This window comes from Deinococcus aestuarii (assembly GCF_018863415.1).
Classification (GTDB): domain Bacteria; phylum Deinococcota; class Deinococci; order Deinococcales; family Deinococcaceae; genus Deinococcus; species Deinococcus aestuarii.
Genome location: NZ_JAHKSN010000012.1, coordinates 31115 through 47672 on the forward strand (window position 1 = coordinate 31115; position 16558 = coordinate 47672).

The 16558-nt window shown below is 69.6% G+C and carries 16 protein-coding genes and 3 tRNA genes; 12 read left to right on the plus strand and 7 right to left on the minus strand.

Features of this window, described 5'->3' with window-relative positions:
- Positions 1–22 precede the first annotated feature (22 nt).
- Genes IC605_RS14690 through IC605_RS14700 form a run of 3 tightly spaced genes read left to right on the plus strand, consistent with a single transcriptional unit; the run spans position 23 to position 2161 of the window.
- The gene (locus tag IC605_RS14690; protein WP_216325695.1) at positions 23–418 is read left to right on the plus strand and encodes a helix-turn-helix transcriptional regulator; all 396 of its coding nucleotides are present in this window, start codon (positions 23–25) and stop codon (positions 416–418) included.
- 4 nt (positions 419–422) lie between these two features.
- Positions 423–1463 carry an ImmA/IrrE family metallo-endopeptidase gene (locus tag IC605_RS14695; RefSeq protein ID WP_216325699.1) on the plus strand — a complete coding sequence of 347 codons (1041 nt, stop codon included), beginning with the start codon at positions 423–425 and terminating at the stop codon, positions 1461–1463.
- Between the two features lie 5 nt (positions 1464–1468).
- Positions 1469–2161: a C1 family peptidase gene (locus IC605_RS14700; RefSeq protein WP_216325703.1), complete on the plus strand. Its 693-nt coding sequence runs from the start codon at positions 1469–1471 to the stop codon at positions 2159–2161.
- A 313-nt stretch (positions 2162–2474) separates the two neighbouring features.
- On the opposite strand, the gene IC605_RS14705 is transcribed toward IC605_RS14700, so the two are convergent.
- Positions 2475–3359, minus strand: a complete 885-nt coding sequence (locus IC605_RS14705) for a tyrosine-type recombinase/integrase (RefSeq protein ID WP_216325705.1) — start codon at positions 3357–3359, stop codon at positions 2475–2477.
- Between the two features lie 71 nt (positions 3360–3430).
- On the opposite strand from IC605_RS14705, the gene IC605_RS14710 reads away from it, so the two are divergent.
- The gene (locus IC605_RS14710; protein WP_216325708.1) at positions 3431–4798 is read left to right on the plus strand and encodes a tyrosine-type recombinase/integrase; all 1368 of its coding nucleotides are present in this window, start codon (positions 3431–3433) and stop codon (positions 4796–4798) included.
- A gap of 338 nt (positions 4799–5136) precedes the next feature.
- On the plus strand, positions 5137–5973 hold the full coding sequence (locus IC605_RS14715; protein WP_216325711.1) for a hypothetical protein: 837 nt from the start codon (positions 5137–5139) through the stop codon (positions 5971–5973).
- A 750-nt stretch (positions 5974–6723) separates the two neighbouring features.
- On the opposite strand, the gene IC605_RS24695 is transcribed toward IC605_RS14715, so the two are convergent.
- The 4 genes from IC605_RS24695 to IC605_RS14735 form a co-directional block, all read right to left on the minus strand.
- Entirely contained in the window at positions 6724–8187 is a 1464-nt protein-coding gene (locus tag IC605_RS24695; protein WP_246580878.1) for a ComEC/Rec2 family competence protein, read from the minus strand.
- Positions 8188–8505: 318 nt separating this feature from the next.
- A tRNA-Arg gene (locus IC605_RS14725) sits at positions 8506–8582 on the minus strand.
- A 34-nt stretch (positions 8583–8616) separates the two neighbouring features.
- Positions 8617–8690: transfer RNA gene (locus IC605_RS14730), tRNA-Gly, on the minus strand.
- 24 nt (positions 8691–8714) lie between these two features.
- Positions 8715–8791, minus strand: a tRNA-Pro gene (locus IC605_RS14735).
- A 96-nt stretch (positions 8792–8887) separates the two neighbouring features.
- Here IC605_RS14735 and mqnP point away from each other — a divergent pair.
- From mqnP to IC605_RS14765, 6 genes are all read left to right on the plus strand, one after another.
- Positions 8888–9772, plus strand: coding sequence for a menaquinone biosynthesis prenyltransferase MqnP (gene mqnP, locus IC605_RS14740; RefSeq protein WP_216325717.1), 885 nt, complete (start codon positions 8888–8890; stop codon positions 9770–9772).
- 77 nt (positions 9773–9849) lie between these two features.
- Complete coding sequence (locus IC605_RS14745) at positions 9850–10050, plus strand: hypothetical protein (RefSeq protein WP_343216625.1); 201 nt, start codon at positions 9850–9852, stop codon at positions 10048–10050.
- A 44-nt stretch (positions 10051–10094) separates the two neighbouring features.
- Positions 10095–10541 (plus strand): hypothetical protein, encoded by a 447-nt coding sequence (locus IC605_RS14750; RefSeq protein ID WP_216325722.1) that lies wholly within the window; start codon positions 10095–10097, stop codon positions 10539–10541.
- A 263-nt stretch (positions 10542–10804) separates the two neighbouring features.
- Positions 10805–11392, plus strand: coding sequence for an adenylate/guanylate cyclase domain-containing protein (locus IC605_RS14755; protein ID WP_216325725.1), 588 nt, complete (start codon positions 10805–10807; stop codon positions 11390–11392).
- Between the two features lie 46 nt (positions 11393–11438).
- Positions 11439–12116, plus strand: a complete 678-nt coding sequence (locus tag IC605_RS14760; RefSeq protein ID WP_010887388.1) for a response regulator transcription factor — start codon at positions 11439–11441, stop codon at positions 12114–12116.
- 79 nt (positions 12117–12195) lie between these two features.
- Positions 12196–13770 carry a sensor histidine kinase gene (locus IC605_RS14765; RefSeq protein ID WP_216325728.1) on the plus strand — a complete coding sequence of 525 codons (1575 nt, stop codon included), beginning with the start codon at positions 12196–12198 and terminating at the stop codon, positions 13768–13770.
- Positions 13771–14068: 298 nt separating this feature from the next.
- Here IC605_RS14765 and IC605_RS14770 read toward each other — a convergent pair whose 3' ends face one another.
- Positions 14069–15457, minus strand: a complete 1389-nt coding sequence (locus IC605_RS14770; protein ID WP_216325731.1) for a D-alanyl-D-alanine carboxypeptidase/D-alanyl-D-alanine-endopeptidase — start codon at positions 15455–15457, stop codon at positions 14069–14071.
- A 31-nt stretch (positions 15458–15488) separates the two neighbouring features.
- Between IC605_RS14770 and IC605_RS14775 the strand changes: the two genes are divergently transcribed.
- Positions 15489–15701 carry a hypothetical protein gene (locus IC605_RS14775; protein ID WP_216325734.1) on the plus strand — a complete coding sequence of 71 codons (213 nt, stop codon included), beginning with the start codon at positions 15489–15491 and terminating at the stop codon, positions 15699–15701.
- A gap of 5 nt (positions 15702–15706) precedes the next feature.
- Here IC605_RS14775 and IC605_RS14780 read toward each other — a convergent pair whose 3' ends face one another.
- Complete coding sequence (locus tag IC605_RS14780; protein ID WP_216325737.1) at positions 15707–16546, minus strand: SDR family oxidoreductase; 840 nt, start codon at positions 16544–16546, stop codon at positions 15707–15709.
- Positions 16547–16558: the final 12 nt, after the last annotated feature.

Below are 16558 nucleotides of genomic sequence, written 5' to 3' on the forward strand. Positions count from 1 at the left end.
AGCCTGAAGGAGGAGGAGAACGATGGAACCGCAAACCAGGGAGTACGTGCTTGACGCCGAGCAGGAGCGTCGCCTCGCGGAACGGGTGAAGGAGGCCCGGGACTACCTGGGCCTGTCGCAGGAGTTCGTCGCGGACCGGATCGGGATCTCGCGGCCCGCCATGTCCGCGCTGGAGACGGGCAAGCGCAAGATCAGCAGCATCGAGCTGCACAAGCTCGCCCGGCTGCTCAAGAAGCCCCTCGAATACTTCTTCGACGACGACGAGGTGCTCGCCGGCCCGCAGGACGAGACGGCCCAGGCCCTGTACCGCGCCTCGAAGGGTCTGAGCGAGCAGGACAAGCAGCAGGTGCTGCGTTTCGCCGAGTTCCTGCGGCAGGCGGGGCGCGCGCCGGCCCTCACGTCCACCGACCAGTCGTGACCGCATGCTGACTCCCAGAACCAGGCAGTGGGCCAGGCAGCGCGGCACAGCCGCCGCCGCCGCCGCGCACGAGCGGCTGGGCACGGACACCGGCCAGCGCGTTGACGTGTTCGGCATCATCCAGCGGTCTGGCGTGTGGCTCATGTTCCAGCCGCTGGACGTCTACGGGGTGTACCGGCGCATCCCCGACGAGGCGGGCGACATCAGCGGCATCCTCGTCAACGCGAAGCACCCGCCGAGCCTGCAACGCTTCACCGCCGCGCACGAGTACGGGCACCACGACATGGGCCACGAGGAGAGCGTGGACGGCGAGGTCGAGCTGGGCCTGGCCCGCGACCGCACCACCGACAGCGTCATCGAGGTGGAAGCCCAGGCGTTCGCCGCCAACTTCCTGATGCCGCCGCGCCTCGTATACACGATGTGCCGCGCGGCGGGCCTGCCGCGCGAGAACGCGGACCCGACCCCGCAGCAGGTGTACCTCATGGGCCTGGAGATGGGCGCGAGCTACCAGGCCACCGTGACCCAGTTGCGTGCCCTGGACGTCATCGGGAAGCGGGTGTACGACCAGTTGGTCCGCATCAGCCCCCTTCAGGTCAAGACCGAGCTTCGGGGTGGGGAGCGCCCGGACAACGGCCGCGTGGACGTGTGGCCGCTTGACCGCCGCGACTCCGGGCGCGTCGTGTACCCGCGCGTCAGCGACGAGCTGGTGCTGCACCTGCCCGAGATGCCGTCCACCGGCTACGTCTGGACGGCGCCGGAGACCGTCGGGGCCCAGCCCGCGGACCCGGCGGTGGAGGTGCTGGTCGATCAGTTCCTCGCCGAGCCGGGACCGGACGACGAGGTGCTGGGCGGGGAGGGCCTGCGGCGCTTCGTGCTGCGCGTCACGCACCAGGGCGGCGCCCGCCTGGAACTGCGCAAGCAGCGGCCCTGGCAACGCTCGGGGGAGCCCCTCGACCGCTTCGGCCTCGACCTCAACATCGCGCCCCACCCGGCTGGAAGTGCCCAGCAGGGCGTGAGCACCCGTCAGCAGCCGTTTCTCGCCTGAACCCCATGACCCACACCGCGCGAACATGGCCGTTGACCGACCTCCGTCCCACCCTGCCGCCCGTCCGGGACCAGGGCAACCGCGGCACCTGCACCGCCTTTGCGGTCACCGCCGCCCACGAGGCCCGGATGCTCGGGGCCGACGCGGCGCTTGACCGCACCTTCGACCTGTCCGAGGAGATGCTGTACTGGGGGTGCCGCCAGGGCCAGCCCCGTGGGGGAAGCGGCGCCTCCCTGCCCATGGCGCAGGCGGCCCTGGGGCGTCAGGGGCAGCCGGTCGAGGCGCTGTGGCCGTACGACGGGGACCGGGACGAGCACTCCACCCTGTACGTTCCACCAGCGGCGGCGCTCGATGCCCAGAACTGCCACCGCGCCTCGCTGCACCCCATGCCGTTCTCGACCGCGGCTATCGCCGACCGCCTGACCGAAGGCCGTCCCGTGGCCCTCGGCGTCCGGGTGGGACGCCTATTCGCCCAGGCGGTTGACGGACGCATCCCGGAAGACCCTGACCCGAGCGGGACGGGCGGGCACGCCATCGTCATGGTGGGCTACGACGAACTGGATCGTCCGCAGGACGGTGGCATGTTCGTCTTCCGCAATTCCTGGGGTGAGGAGTGGGGGGACCTCGGCCACGGGTACTGCTCGGGGGGGTGGCTCGCCCGGTCCCTCGTGGGCAGCCGCGTGTGGTACGTGTCGTGATTCCGGCTGCCCTGACCCTTCTGTGGTAGGAGATTGCGTCGGGTGCGCCCAGTCGCGGACCGGACCCAGCACTTCGGCTGGCTGCCCTTCGGCAGTTCGGAGAGCAGGCCCGCCGACGGCTTGTCGGGCCCGAGTGGCAGCGGGGTGGGGGAGAAGTCCCGGTGCCGACCAGGTTGACCGACGGGCCGTCCGGCATGCTCCCGGTTGTGATGGCGAGTTGACATAAGGGCCGACGTGACTGGGCCTTATGGCAGTTTTGGCACCTCAACTTTGAATAACTGGATATTCGGGCAGCGTGCGGCCCTGCCCCACGTCACCCGCTCAGTCGCGCGGCGGCCTCAGTGTAGAGCGAGACCTGAGCACGGTCGGCCAGGCGCAGGAAGCGCCGCACCGCGTGGGCATCACCCGTCTCCCGGAAGCGCCGGGCCCCAGCGGTCACTCGCAGGGCGCGTAGCCCCTTGTAGGGCACACCCGCCCGTCCACACAGGGCCTTGACGGTGTAGTCGAGATAGGGCTGGGTCGTCCCCGCCGTCACGGCACCCGACCGGGTCGGGGTGGCGCCGAACCAGCTGCGTAATTCCTGTTGAAGTCGGGGGGTGAGGTCGACCCGCTGCGGGTCGTCCGTCTCCGTCTGCACCAGGAGGTGGGGAAAGGCCTCGTCCAGCATCACCTGGTCACGGCGGAGTGCCGCGATCTCACCCGTGCTCAGCCCACCCTCCAGGGCCAGCAACAGGATGATCCGTTCCTCGGGGAGGGCCCGCGCGAGGAGTGCGTCCACCTCGGCGTCGGTGTAGGCCTCGGTGCGCCGGGCCGCGGTGGGGGCAGCGAGGGCGACGGTGAGGGGGGGCGGGACGGGCAGGGCTCCCTGCCTCCTCAACGCGGTCAGGAGATGGGTGGCGGCGACGAGGCGGCCCCGCGCCGTGGCGACGGCGTTCCTGGTCATGAGCCAGTCGCCGTAGTCCTGCATGGCCGGGGGGCGGGAGAGGTGATGCCCCTCCTCGTTCAGGAACTGGAGGTAGACCCCGAGACCTGTGCGGTAGGCGCGCAGGGTGGGGGCGCTGGGCGTCCGGTACTTGATCAGGTAGGCGTGGAGAACCTCCCAGAGCGCCGCCTCGTCGTGGTTCTGCACGGCGCGTTCGGCGTGTGCACGGCGCGCGGCGTCTCCCTCGTCGGACGCCCCGCTTGACCGGTCGATCATCGCCGCAGTCTATCAGGTTGATTTTTCTCAAAAATATACTTATTATGTTGATAGCAGAGCAGGAGGGTGACATGCGTACAGATGGACCTGACCCGGCGCCCGGCGCGGGGAAGCAGAAGAAGAAAAGCGGTCGGCCACGGCGGGCCAACGGCATGGGTTCCATCTGGTGTGAGGGTAAGGGGTACCGGTGGCAGGGCACGCTGGGATACCGCGCGAATGGCTCGCGGATCACTAGGAGCGGCAAGGCCGCGTCCCGGGAGCAGGCCGAGGCGGCGCTGGCGAGTGCCAGAACCGACTACCTGCGTGGACTGCTCGCCGAGCCGAGTGGCCTCACCGTCGCGGAGTACGCGGAGATCTGGGGGCGGCGGCAGTACGACATCACGCCTGTCACCCGGCAGAGATACGAGGCGGACCTAGGGTACGCGCTGGACCACATCGGGAACCTGAAGGTCCAGACGATCCGCGCCCCGATGCTCAAGGAACTGGTCGCCGAACTGGCGAGGAAGCCGGTGAAGACCGGGAAACCCCTCGCGCCGCGCTCCCTCGGCAAGGTCGTGACCCGACTGCGGGCGCTGTTCCGGGAGGCGGTCGGCGACCAGCTCATCTATGTCAATCCGATGGACGGGGTCAGGGCACCCCGTATCCAGGTCAACGAGATAGCCGAATCCAGGGCCCTGGATTTCGACCAGGAGGCGCGGCTCATCAAGGTCGGGAATGCCCTCTACCGTGCTGGCATGGCACGGTTGTGGCCAGCGATCTATCTGATGTTGCGGGTTGGGCTGCGGCGCGGCGAGGTGATGGGCCTGCGCTGGAGCGATCTCGATGTCCAGCGGGGTGATCTGACGGTGAGGCGGTCTCTGGTCAAGGCCGTCAATAAGACCACCCTCAAAAAGCCCAAGACGACCAATTCGAGCAGGAAACTTCCCCTCCCGCAGCACGTCCTCGACCTGCTGCTCACCCATCAGCGCGAACAGGAGCGGGAGCGGCAGACCGGGTTGGGAATCTGGCAGGACCTCGACCTCATGTTCCCCACCGCCCTTGGTGAGCAGACCCACCCCGACAACCTCAATCGCGCGCTGAACGGCCTGCTGCGCTGGTCCGATCCCGAGATCGTCAGGGATGAGGGCGTCTGGCGGGGGGTGCCTGTCGAGCACCGGGCGACCCTGAAGGCCGTCATCATGATGGGGGAGAAGCTGCCAAAAGCGTCGCCCCACGACCTGCGGCACAGCTTCGGAACTCTCGCCATCAGGCGCGGGATGTCGCCCGAGCTGGTGTCCCGGTACATGGGGCACGCCAGCGTGGTCATCACCCTGAGCATTTACCGGCATGTGGTCCACGACGAGCTGCGCGAGGCCGCACGCGGCGCACTGGCCCTGGAGGCCGGGGTGCGGGCGCCGACGCCGGCGACCCAGGGCGATCCCGCACGGGTGTTGAACTGACCGCTCGGCAGCGGCGCCAGGGGCACCCTGGGCGACCCGGGTGAGTTGATCGCCGGCGCCGGGACCGAGCAGAGACGCACAGACGAGAGGGTGACCATCTGTGCCCCAGGAGGGCAACCCCGGGTGACGCCCTCAGACGCGGCACCCTCGACAGGGCGGCGGGTGGCCTTCTCCTGCTGCCCCTGTCTGTTTCTGCACCTCCCGACACACCACCTGGTACCCCACGTGGAGCCGTGCATCGAAGAGCTTGGACGGGGAGTAACGGGGACCCACGGTGATCGCCATCGATAACTGCGCCAGCCTGCCACACCTCGTACCCACGAGTGTAGCCTTGGATGATGATCCACGAAGAAACGTTCGAGAAAACAGAAGCCCTCACCAGGATGACGCTTCAGCTCTCCTCGATGGACAGGAAGCTGTTTTTCGATCTGCCAGACAGATGTCTTGAAATCATGAACGAGGCGTGTGTCGAGGCGGCCAGAAATAAAGACTATGAGGATAGGCTGGAATTGAAGATAGCGTTGCAACTGGCCTCGCAGCTCATGCAGGACTTCAGATCGTGCACCCTCCTGGCGAGGATGGGCTACGCCGGGCCTGCGGCCTCGGTCGCCTGCTCGATGTACGAGGGCTTCTACATCTTCGCGGTGATGAGACTGTCGAGCGACAGGGTCAGAGAGTGGAAGGAAATATACGACACGACTGACCTGAACGACTACAAGAAGAATCCCCTGGGCTATGGCGATGCCAGAGACCTGTTTTACAGCCATGTCCTCGGCTCTCCTGATTCCGAGGTGGCGAAGGAAGTCTCCAGAGGGCTTTATACCCATCTTTCCGCGATGCGACACTACAATCCGAGGGCGCGCCAGAGGTTGGGGCTGATTCCCCATCGTGACAGTGATGGGAGGACTGGATTCGTCCCTTCTCCCTACGCGGCCTCTCTCGGTTATGGGACGGTCTATTCAAGGTATGTGATGCTGGGGGCGATCAGGTATGCCGCGTACATCATTAACCACCTCTCGTCTCATTATTTCAGGAAGCTGGATAATGGCGAACTGGACGACATCTCTCTGGATGGTCTTTCCCTGTTCCGAGAACTTGAAGAGTTGGGGGACTGGTTTGACAATGATCCTGAGGCGAGAGCCATCGCCACGCCGGAGCCAGGAGCCTCCTCGTAGTGTTGCCTCACGGATGGAACGCCCGTGACCCTCGCCTGATGCCCGTGAGGGCGAACGGAATACTTCTACACCCGCTGGGATTCGCTTCCGGCAGGTTGCCCTCGGGACGTGGTGCCCCAGCACCCGGGGCAGTGCTCACCGTTGGGTGACGGCTGTTGGGTTGAGGACCTGGCCGTGCGCGCGGCGGTGGCGGCCCACCCCAACACGCCGCCGGGGGTGCTGGGCCACCTCGCCGCCAACTCTCCCGATGAGGTGCTGGGCAATCCGGCCCTGCCGCCGCTGCGCCTGACCCGGCCCGGCCTCGTGCAGGGCTGGCCCGATCAGACGCTGCTGGGGCTGGTGCGTCGTCCGGGGGTGCCGGAGGGGTTGCGGGAGCATACCCGGCGACATCCCCGGGCCGAATTTCAGGAGGCGCTGGCGGTGCATCTGGACCTCTCGGTCGCCGACATGCGGGCCCTGGTCTGGCACTGGGCACGGCAGGTAAAGACTCGGCTTGCCGAGCGCCCGGTGCTTCCGCCGGATGTGCTGACCGCCCTCGCCGCCGACCCCGACTACGCCGTCCGGTGGTCTGTCGCGGCTCGACCGGACCTGTCCCCGGCGATCACCGAGGCGCTGCGGCGGGACCCCTCGCTCGACGTGCGGCAGGTGTTGAGGCGGGCGCAACATGCCGGCGGGCCAGAAGCACGGGTAGACCCCACCTGCACGTCGAGGTCACGGACACATGGGCAGGACCGGGACGGCCATCGGCAGTCAGCACCGACAACGGGGGTGGCTGGTGCTCCATCGTCCGTTGACCGCCGTGAGGGTCACGTGATTCGGGTGGGAGGGATTCTTGGACTGTCCAGCACAACAGGTGCAGTACCGTTCCGCACCGACCTGGTGGTCGAGGTCGGTGTACCAGGACCCGGGGCAGGCGGGCGGGATTCCCATCTGCTCCTTGTCGCTGCGAACCCAGATGCTGCTGAGGCCTTGGTTGCTCTGTCTGGCCTGCCGGTAGAGGTGGGCCAATCCCCCGTTCGTCTTCGCCCCGTGGTGCGGAGCGGTGATCAACATGCCGGGCGTCCAGACAGGGATCGTGGTGGTGTTCTGCATGAACAGAAAGTCGCTGTCGGCACTCAGGAGTGCTCCCGGATGGTCCGCGCCCGCCGGGGCATTCAGCACCAGGCTGGTGTGGTTCGTCTCGGATGGGTCCCTGGTGATCAGGGCCAGCACCTCCGCCGGATTCACAAACGGCTCGATCACCTCCTTGACTCGGGCGTTGATGACCCCGACCGGAAAGGCCGCGGGGTCTGGCTCGGCGGGATGGACCATCTGATCCACGTAGTCGAACCAGCGGATACGCAGGCCCCGCTGATGCCGGTAGGCGCTCGCCGCCACGTTCTTAACGCGCTCTCCCTTCCGGGACAGGGCGGCGAGCATGGCCACCCGGGCAGTGGCGAGGGGCCTGGTCTGGGCGAGCCGCGTCCAAAGGAAGGGCCAGTTCGGGGGTCGGTGTGGGCCTGCCCTCAGCAGTCCTGCCACATCGTGCCACCACCACCGCTCATCCCCTTCCTCGCAGCACCGTCTCTGAAGTTCCTCCTCCATCATGACGAGCCACTGCCCCTCGTCCGTGTTGGAACGCCGCATCTCATCCGCGAGAGCCTCGGTGGAGAGGCCCTCCCGGCGTGGCAGCTCCGGGACCTCGACGTGCCGCAGATCATCCGCGAGGAGCCGGAGCAGGGTGTCGCCCAGGGTGACGAGGGGTGACGTGAGCCCGTCTTCTCCCGCGGCCCCCTCGGGGGCGTCAGGGAACTGCTCGATGGCCGACTGCAGGGCCGCCACAACCCTGTGCTCGGGAAGACCGCCCACCAGGTCGGCCTGGGCCCGGGCCATGTCTGCCGGAAAGCGGAAGACCATGAAGCTTCCCTTGGCCATCAGGAAGGGCAGCCACAGCTCACGGATGTGGACTGGCAATCTGAGCACGGCCTCCAGTCCTCCTAGATGGTCGGCGTCGGTGTGGGTCAGGGTCACCACGTCAATCACCGGCCGGTTCGGGTCGTCGGCCGTGACGCCCGTGAGGCGCAGGTGTTGTCGAAGAAATGTCTGCGCCTCGTTTGCGTCCTTGCCCGCGTCGACCAACATCCGGAAGGGCCGGTCGGCCTCACCGGCCCTCTCCAGTTCCAGCAGAAAGCAGTTGCCGACGCGAACGTCGAAGGCGGTGAACCGGCTGGGCACGCGGGCATGCTACCCCTTCACACGGGGAAGCCACGTTGAGGAAGCCGCGACGCAGGATGGACCCCGACCCGGGTTGCCGCGCTCGGGGTTCACCGGGCAGACGGTCGTCTTCGGAAGGGTGCAGGGCCGACACGAAGGAATCGAGGGGAAGGAAGGAGCGCGGCGGCGACCGCGCCAGCCATCCTCGATGCTCCTTCAGGTGGGGCACCCGTTCATGAGGGCCTGTCCCGGGTGGGTGTTGAACCGACGACTACACGACAACTACACGGATAGGACGAATCCCCGGCTTTGAGCCAGGGATTTTTGTCGTCCTGAACGTGGCGCACCCTGTAGGACTCGAACCTACGACCGACCGCTTAGAAGGCGGTTGCTCTATCCAACTGAGCTAAGGGTGCAGGGTTTGACCCCCTTGCGGGGGCCTTCTGTACTTGGAGCGGGATCACGGATTCGAACCGAGGCCAGAAGCTTGGAAGGCTGCTGTGCTACCACTACACCAATCCCGCGTGAACGCGCCGGGCCATGATCTCTGGTCGAGGCGACTGGATTCGAACCAGCGACCCCTTGGTCCCAAACCAAGTGCGCTACCGGCCTGCGCTACGCCTCGTTCACGCCCGCGCGGAAAGCATGATAGCAGAGTCCCCGCGCGGTGTGTGCCCTGGTTCCCGGCTGCTTAGGTGACGGCGGCGTATCCTGCGATATCGTGAGTGCCGCCGCCCGCGTCAAAACCTATCTCGACCTCGTGAAGTTCGAGCACACCGTGTTCGCCTTGCCCTTCGCCTACGCCGGAATGCTGCTGGCGAGCATGGGGCAAAACGGTACGGGATGGCCGGGCTGGCACGTCCTCGTGTGGGTCACCGTGGCGATGGCGGCGGCCCGGACGGCGGCGATGGGCGCCAACCGGGTGATCGACCGCCTCATCGACGCCCGCAATCCCCGCACGGCGGGCCGCGAAGTGCCCAGCGGCAGGGTCACCCCGGCGCAGGCCTGGGCACTCGTCGTCGTGAGTCTGGGGGTCCTGACCTTCGCGGCGGCGCAGCTCAATCCCCTGTGCCTCGCGCTGCTGCCGCTCGCCGTCGTATTCCTGATCGGGTATCCGTACACCAAGCGCTTCACCTGGTTGTGCCACGTCTGGCTGGGGATCACGGACGGTGCGGCGGCGGCGGGCGGGTGGATTGCCGTGACCGGGGAATTCGCGCTCGGCGCGTGGCTGCTGTGGGGGGTCGTCCTGTTCTGGATGATCGGGCTCGACGTGATCTACGCGACCCTCGACCACCGCTTCGACCTGGCGAACGGGATCAAGAGCATCCCCGTGCGTTTCGGGATTCCCCGGGCGCTCAGGATCGCCGCGGCGAGCCACGCCCTCACCTTCGTCCTGCTGGTCCTCGTCGGGGTGGCGACGGGCGCGAGCCCCTGGTACGGCCTCGCGGTGCTGATCATGGGCGGCATCCTGCTCTACGAGCACCGCATCGTGAATCCGGACGACCTGGGGCGCGTCAACGTGGCTTTTTTCGACGCGAACATGTGGCTCGCCCTCACCATGCTCGCGGGCGTGGTCGCCGACGTGACGTGGCGGAGCCTGACCTGACGCCTTCCCGCGCCCTCGTGCCGGAGCCAGTCCGGGCTGCCTTCTCCGGGGGAGACGAGGCGCGTGCCCTCACCCTGTTGCGGCGTGCGCGCGACGCCCAGGAGGCGGGCTCACCGGAGTGGGCGGTGCTCGAACGGCTCACCGGCCTCGTTCTGATCCACGTCCTGCGGGAGGTGGAGGGCACCTTCGCCCTGGAACGCGCGGACGCCGTGCTCGATGCGGGCGGCGTGCCCCGGCCCACCCTGGACTGGTTGGAGGAGGCCCCGGGCGGCGGGTAGATGGGTAGAATGGCCCGAATGCGTGTGGCCGCCGGAGAAGCGCGATGACCCTGGAGAGTTCCGAGCTGGAGTTCGCGTCCCGTTACGAGGCCTTCGCCGCCCAGGGACAGCTCTACCCCCAGCGCGAGGGCAGCCCCCTGCTGGAGTTCGCGTCCGGCGGGCGTGTCCTGTACCTCTTCGACCGCACCGGGCCCTACCGGGGTCGCCCCGGCTCCGCCCGGGTGGTGGTCCACGGGGTCCTCGACCGCCGGGGCGGCGGGCCACGTGTCCTGACCCCCGCCGAACGGGGCCGCGCCCGCGAGACCCTCACCGTCGTCGGCGTCTCCGAGGTCGAGGGCGTGGGCGAACTCCTGGCCCTCTCCCGGCGCATGTGGGTGGTGCGCGCCCGCCTGCCCCTCGTGCTCGGCGCCTTCGAGGAACTGCCGGACGCCGGGGTCGGCGACTGGGTGGCCTTCCGCACCCTGCCCCCCCTCCACGGCTTCCTGCTCTGACCCCGGCCGTCTGGCGGGGGACGACGTTCGCGGCCTTCCCAAGCTCCTGATGAGAAGGCCATAAGTCCCTCGGCTTTGGAGAGGGGTCCTCACCTGGCCCTGTCCCGGAGGGAGCGGCCCGTGTCTGCCCTCCGATCCTCGGAAAGGAGGGGCCAGACGCACTCCTGGGAGCAGTGGGCCTTGACCCGCCGAGCCCCCCCGATGTGAGGGCGGTGGGGGTTTACTGAGGAGGGTGGGAGGCGCATGATGTCGGGGACCCCGCGATGACCGACCTGCTCTTTCCCCTCCCGGCCCGGCGCCCCGACCACGGGCAGGCCTGCCTCGTGATGGTCGATCTCGTCGGGAGCACGCGGCTGGCGCACCTGCTGCCGCTGGAGGACTACGCGGCGCTGATGGCGGAGTTCGTGCAGGTGCTCGTGCTGAGCTTCGAGGCGCGGGGGGGACGGGTGCTGCAACACCAGGGGGACGCGGTGCTGGGGCTGTGGGCAGAGGGCGAGGTGGGGCCGGCCGTCCTCGCCGGGCACGAGACGCACGAGCGGGCCGCGCGGCTGGGGCTCGCCGCCACCCTGGGGGCCCGCTTGCAGGTGCGGGCGGGGGTCGCCCTGGGGGCCGTGATCACCGGCTGGGTCGGGGGGCAGCTCAGCGCGTACGGGCTGCCCGTCAACTACGCCCGGCGCCTGTGCGACGCCGCCGTGCCCGGCGAGACGCTGGTGTGCGGGGCGGCGGCGGCCCATCTGGGGTTTCCCGGCACCCTCGCGGAGCGGCCGCTGCCCCCGCTGGCGGGCTTCGGGCCGGAGTGCCGAGCTTACACCGTGCGTGAGGTTGGTGCGGGGGCTATGAAAACCGGTTAAGCGCCCGGGCGGCCTTCTCATGAGAACGCTGCCTAGACTGACCGGTATGGAACGCAAGCCCCTGGTCCTCGTCATCGAGGATGAAAAAGACATTGCGCGCTTTATCGAGCTCGAACTTGCCGCCGAGGGGTACGCGACCGAGGTGGCCTTTGACGGGGTGACGGGACTGTCCAAGTTCCGCGAGGTCAACCCCGACCTCGTGATCCTCGACCTGATGCTGCCGGTGCTCGACGGGCTGGAGGTCGCGCGGCGCATCCGCAAGACGAGCAACACGCCCATCATCATCCTGACGGCGAAAGACGGCATCCAGGACAAGGTGGAGGGCCTGGACTCGGGCGCCGACGACTACCTGATCAAGCCCTTTTCCATCGAGGAGCTGCTCGCCCGCGTTCGCGCGCACCTGCGGCGGGTGAACCCGGCGGTGACGGGCGAGGTGCGGGTCGCCGACCTCGTGATGAACCTCGACGGGCGCGAGATCTTCCGGGGCGGGCGGCGGGTCGAGCTGTCGGCCAAGGAATTCGAGCTGCTCGAACTTCTCGCGCGCAATCCCGGCAAGGTCTTCTCGCGCTTCGAGATCGAGGAGAAGGTCTGGCCCGAGTACACCGGCGGGAGCAACGTGGTGGACGTGTATATCGGCTACCTGCGCCGCAAGCTCGAAGAGGGCGGGGAGCGGCGGCTGATCCATACCGTGCGCGGCGTGGGGTACGTGCTGCGCGAGGAGTGAGGTCGGGAAGCGGAGCTAGACTGCCGGGCGTGAGGATCCGGTCCGCCACGCCCGGCCGGCTGCTGCCCGGGGGGTCGCCATGACGCTGCGCTGGCGGCTGACCCTCTTCTACACGGCGCTGCTCGCGGTGCTGCTCACGGTCGTGGGGTTCGCGGCGCTCTTCCTGATGCGGACGAGTCTGGTGGGCAACCTCGACCGGGAGTTGCAGCGGACATACCGCAGCTTTACCGACACCGTCAGTCAGCTTCAACTGGGCGGTCCCGGCGAGGGAGCCGAACAGGACGCGCCCGGAAGTCTCTCGCCCCTGCGGTACTTCTTCCCCAACGACGCGATCCAGATCGAGGAGCTGGCCTTTTACGACCTCCAGACCCTGCGGGCGGCGCTCGACCAGGCGCGGACGCCGGGGGCGCGGCGGCAACTGCTCGACTACGTTCGCCGCCTGACCGAGGCCACCCGCCGTCCCCCCATCGGCCTGGACCGCGCGGCCCCCCTGGGACTGAGCGACGCGGAACTCACCGGGCTGATCGATTCGCCCGACACCCAGATCGTGGTCGAGCGGGACATCAAGGAAGCGTACAGCGGCCGGGTCACGCCCTACCGCTTTCTGGTCACGCTGGGCCCGGTGCAGCTCAAGCCGAGCGGGCTGAGCGGCCCCCAGGAGACCCTCGCGGTCACCTACGTGGGCCGCCCGCTCACCGCCCTGCACGACACCCTCGCCCAGCTCCGGCGGGTGATCTTGCTGCTCTTCGTGGTGGGGCTGATCACGGCGGGGGCGGGGGCCTACCTGCTCGCCGGGCGGGCCCTCCAGCCGCTGAGGCAGGTCCAGCGCGCCGCCGAGCGCATCGGCGGGCAAAACCTCGGTGAGCGCGTGCCCGAGCCGCGCACCGGAGACGAGGTGGAGTCCCTCGCCGGGGCGCTCAACGCGATGCTGGGCCGCCTGGAGGGGAGCTTCGAGGCGCAGCGGCGGTTTACCAGCGATGCCAGCCACGAGCTGCGCACGCCCGTCACCGCGATCAGCGGGCACGCCTCGTACCTCCTGCGCCGCACCGAGCCCACGCCGCAGCAGCGCGAGAGCCTGAACATCATCCGCAGCGAGTCCGAGCGGCTCACCAACCTGATCGCCAGCCTGCTGCAACTCGCCCGCTCGGACAGCGGGGCGCTCACCCTGACCCGCCAGCCCATCCTCTCGGGCCCCTTCCTGGCCGAGGTCACCCGCGAACTTGCCCCCCTCGCCCAGGCGCAGGGCACCGCGCTCACGGCGGGCGGGCAGGATGTGGTCTTCGAGGGCGATCCCGACCGCCTCAAGCAGGTGCTGATCAACCTGATCGGCAACGCCCTCAAGGCGGGCGCCCGCCACATCACGCTGACGAGCGGCCTTCAGGAAGAGGGGCGCGAGGTGCGTCTGAGCGTGGGGGACGACGGCCCCGGCATCGCCCCCGAGCACCTCGCCCGGCTCTTCGACCGCTTCTACCGGGTCGAGGACAGCCGCAGCCGGGATCAGGGCGGCGCGGGACTCGGCCTGAGCATCGCCCGGGGCATCGTGGAGGCGCACGGCGGGCGCATCTGGCTGGAGAGCGAGGTCGGCCAGGGCACGACCGCCCACGTCCAGCTCCCGGTCGGCGACCTCCCCGACCTGGGCGACGACGTGCCGTGACGCCCTGCGCTGCCCGGTGAACTGCCTGCGGGGATGCGGCCCAGGGAGGCAGAAGCCCAAAGCACAGGCTTTTCTCTTGACCGAGTGACCTGGGTCTGTTGGCTTGGATGGGGCGGTCTGATGGGTCACACGTCCCCTCACCCGTTGCTTCGAGGGCGCCCTCTCCCGCAAGGGGAGAGGGTCAACAGCCGTCAGCCTTCCTTTGCTGACCCGAGATGTTGACCCTGGTCAAGAGAAAGGCCTGGGGGTTTGCCTGCTGCCATCTGCCTCCCGCACCGATCCTGGGCCGCCTGGTGACTCAATGCGCCGCCGCGACGGCCCGCACCATTTCGTCCTGCACCGCGCGCAGGGTGAGGACCGGGGAATCCTGCGGCCCGTTCATGAGCACGGCGAAGGCGAGGGTATGGCCGCTCCCGCCCGTCACGTACCCGGCGAGCGCGCTGACCCCGGGCAGGGTGCCCGTCTTGGCCCGCACGTCGAGGCCCGAGCCCACCAGCCGCCGCGCGAGGGTGCCGCCGCGCCCGTCGTGCTCCGGGTCGTCCTCGCCCGTCCCCGCCTGGGGCAGCGCCTCGGCGAGGGTGTTGCGGCGCTCGCGGTAGGTCCGGGCGGGCGGCTCGGCGCGCACGGAGCCCGCCGGGTAGGGGAGGTCGTGCGAGGCACGCAGGAGGTCCACCAGGGCGCGGGCGGTGAGGCGGTTCTCGCGGCTCAGGCCGCTGCCGTCGGCGAGGTGCACGCCCGTCAGGTCCACCCCCACGCGGCGCAGGGCCGAGCGTTCCCGCGCGAGCGCCCCCGCCAGCGTGCCGTTCCCGCCGGGCCGCGCCGCGAGGGTGGCGAGCAACTCCTCCGAGCGCAGGTTGTCGCTGGGCCGCAGGGTGGCGGCGAGCACCCCGGTGGGCGAGGGGCTGCGCACGCTGGCGACCCCCTGCTCGGGCCGCCGGGCGACCGGAACGAACGGGTCGGGCGGGAGCGCACGGCCCCGCTCGTCCACCCGCGAGGGGGGGAGGGAGGGGGTGAAGGGTAGGGCGGTGCCCACCGTCTCCGAGCGCACCCGCACCCCCGCGCGGCGCAGCTCGGCGATCAGGGCCGCGCCCGCCCGCCGCCGCGCCTCCGCCGCCGATGTGGGAGGCGAGGCGTGCCACTCCGCGAGGCGCACGGGTGTCATGGGCACGCCGAGGGGCAAACCTTCCCACGTCGCGGCGTCGAGCGTGTGCTCGTCCAGCCGCACCTCCCCGACCTCGCGCACCCCCCGGGCGTGGGCCTGCCGGGCGAGGGCGCGCAGGCTGTTGGGGCCGTCCGCCACGCCGAGGGTGGGGTCGGCGCCCCCGCGCAGGGTGAGGTGGGAGACGCGGGGGCGCCCGACCTCGGCGGCGGGCACGGTGAGTTCGGTGCTCCACCACCCGCCCGCGCCGCCCCGGTCAAGCAGGACCGACAGCGCCGTGACGAGCTTGACGGTGCTCGCCGGGATGAGGGAGAGGTCGGCCCCCCGCGCCTCCAGTTCCGCGCCCGTCGTCAGGTCGCGCACGAGCAGGCCGACTTGCACCTCGCGCGGGACCTTCGCCAGCACCCGCCGCACCTCCGCGCCCGGGCCCGGTTCGCGGACGAGCCTCACCCCCTGGAGAACGCCCGGGGCCTGCGCCGCCGACCAGGGGGCCAGGAGCGCCAGACACAGGGGGAGAACTCGCCGCACGCGCGCAGGATAGCGGGCAGACTGTGGGGGCGTGACCCGAGGAGACCTCACCGGCAACGTCTTGCACTGCCCCCGCTGCGGGCGGGCCTACCGCTTCACGCGCACGCCGGGGGGCCACGCCGTCCGCGTCCACGAGAAGCGCTGGCCCTGGAGCCGCGAGGCGACCTGGCGGGGCTGGGGCGAGTGGACCGAGCCGCTCGGCAAGTTCCGCTGCCGCTGCGGGTCGGGGTTGACCGTGAGGTGAGGGCCTCAGCCCTTGGGCAGCGCGAGCCCCATCTGCTGGTACATCTGGTATTGCGGCGCCCCGCCGAGCATGTTCTGGCCGCCGTCCACGGGCAGGATCACGCCCGTCACGTAGCTCGCGGCGTCGGACACCAGGAAGAGGGCCGCGTTGGCGATGTCCTGGGGCAGTCCGAAGCGGCCCAGGGGCACCGTGCGGGTGAACTGCTCGCGGGTCTTCTCGTCCGGGGCGAGGCGGGCCATCCCCTCGGTGCCGTCGATGGGGCCGGGGATGATCGCGTTCACCCGCACCCCGCGCAGGCCCCACTCGACGGCGAGGGTCCGCGTCAGGGCGTCCACCCCCGCCTTCGCCGCGACGACGTGCGCCTGCATGGGGACGGGCACCCCGTAGGCGCTGATGGAGAGGATGTTGCCGCCCGGCACACTCAGGTGCGGCGCGCACGCCTTGATGGTGTTGTAGGTGCCCAGCAGGTCGATGTCCACCACCGTCTTGAAGCCGTTCGGGCTGATGCCGTCCACCGGGGCCGGGAAGTTCCCCGCCGCCCCCGCAAGCACGATGTCAAAGGGCCCGAACATCTCCACCCCCGCCTGCGCCGCCGCCTGGAGGGCCGCGAAGTCGCGCACGTCCGCCGAGACGCCGAGGGCCCGGCCCCCCGCCTCCTCGATGCTCCGGGCGGCGTTTTGCGCCTTTTCGAGATTACGGCCCAGGATCGTCACGGCGCACCCGTGGGCGGCAAAAGAACGCGCGATGCCGAGGTTGATGCCGCTGCCGCCCCCGGTGATCAAGGCGTGCTTGCCGCGCAGCAGGTCGGGGCGGAAGGTGGAGGCGGGGTCATGGGGTTGGGTCATGGTGGGCTCCTT

What these genes read in the sequence shown, in the direction of transcription:
- IC605_RS14705 (WP_216325705.1), bottom strand. Translation starts at nt 3,359, where the DNA reads ATGATCGACCGGTCAAGCGGGGCGTCCGACGAGGGAGACGCCGCGCGC.
- IC605_RS14765 (WP_216325728.1), top strand. Translation starts at nt 12,196, where the DNA reads ATGACGCTGCGCTGGCGGCTGACCCTCTTCTACACGGCGCTGCTCGCG.
- IC605_RS14780 (WP_216325737.1), bottom strand. Translation starts at nt 16,546, where the DNA reads ATGACCCAACCCCATGACCCCGCCTCCACCTTCCGCCCCGACCTGCTG.
- IC605_RS14690 (WP_216325695.1), top strand. Translation starts at nt 23, where the DNA reads ATGGAACCGCAAACCAGGGAGTACGTGCTTGACGCCGAGCAGGAGCGT.
- IC605_RS14715 (WP_216325711.1), top strand. Translation starts at nt 5,137, where the DNA reads ATGATCCACGAAGAAACGTTCGAGAAAACAGAAGCCCTCACCAGGATG.
- IC605_RS14750 (WP_216325722.1), top strand. Translation starts at nt 10,095, where the DNA reads ATGACCCTGGAGAGTTCCGAGCTGGAGTTCGCGTCCCGTTACGAGGCC.
- IC605_RS14695 (WP_216325699.1), top strand. Translation starts at nt 423, where the DNA reads ATGCTGACTCCCAGAACCAGGCAGTGGGCCAGGCAGCGCGGCACAGCC.
- IC605_RS14755 (WP_216325725.1), top strand. Translation starts at nt 10,805, where the DNA reads ATGACCGACCTGCTCTTTCCCCTCCCGGCCCGGCGCCCCGACCACGGG.
- IC605_RS14700 (WP_216325703.1), top strand. Translation starts at nt 1,469, where the DNA reads ATGACCCACACCGCGCGAACATGGCCGTTGACCGACCTCCGTCCCACC.
- IC605_RS14760 (WP_010887388.1), top strand. Translation starts at nt 11,439, where the DNA reads ATGGAACGCAAGCCCCTGGTCCTCGTCATCGAGGATGAAAAAGACATT.
- IC605_RS14710 (WP_216325708.1), top strand. Translation starts at nt 3,431, where the DNA reads ATGCGTACAGATGGACCTGACCCGGCGCCCGGCGCGGGGAAGCAGAAG.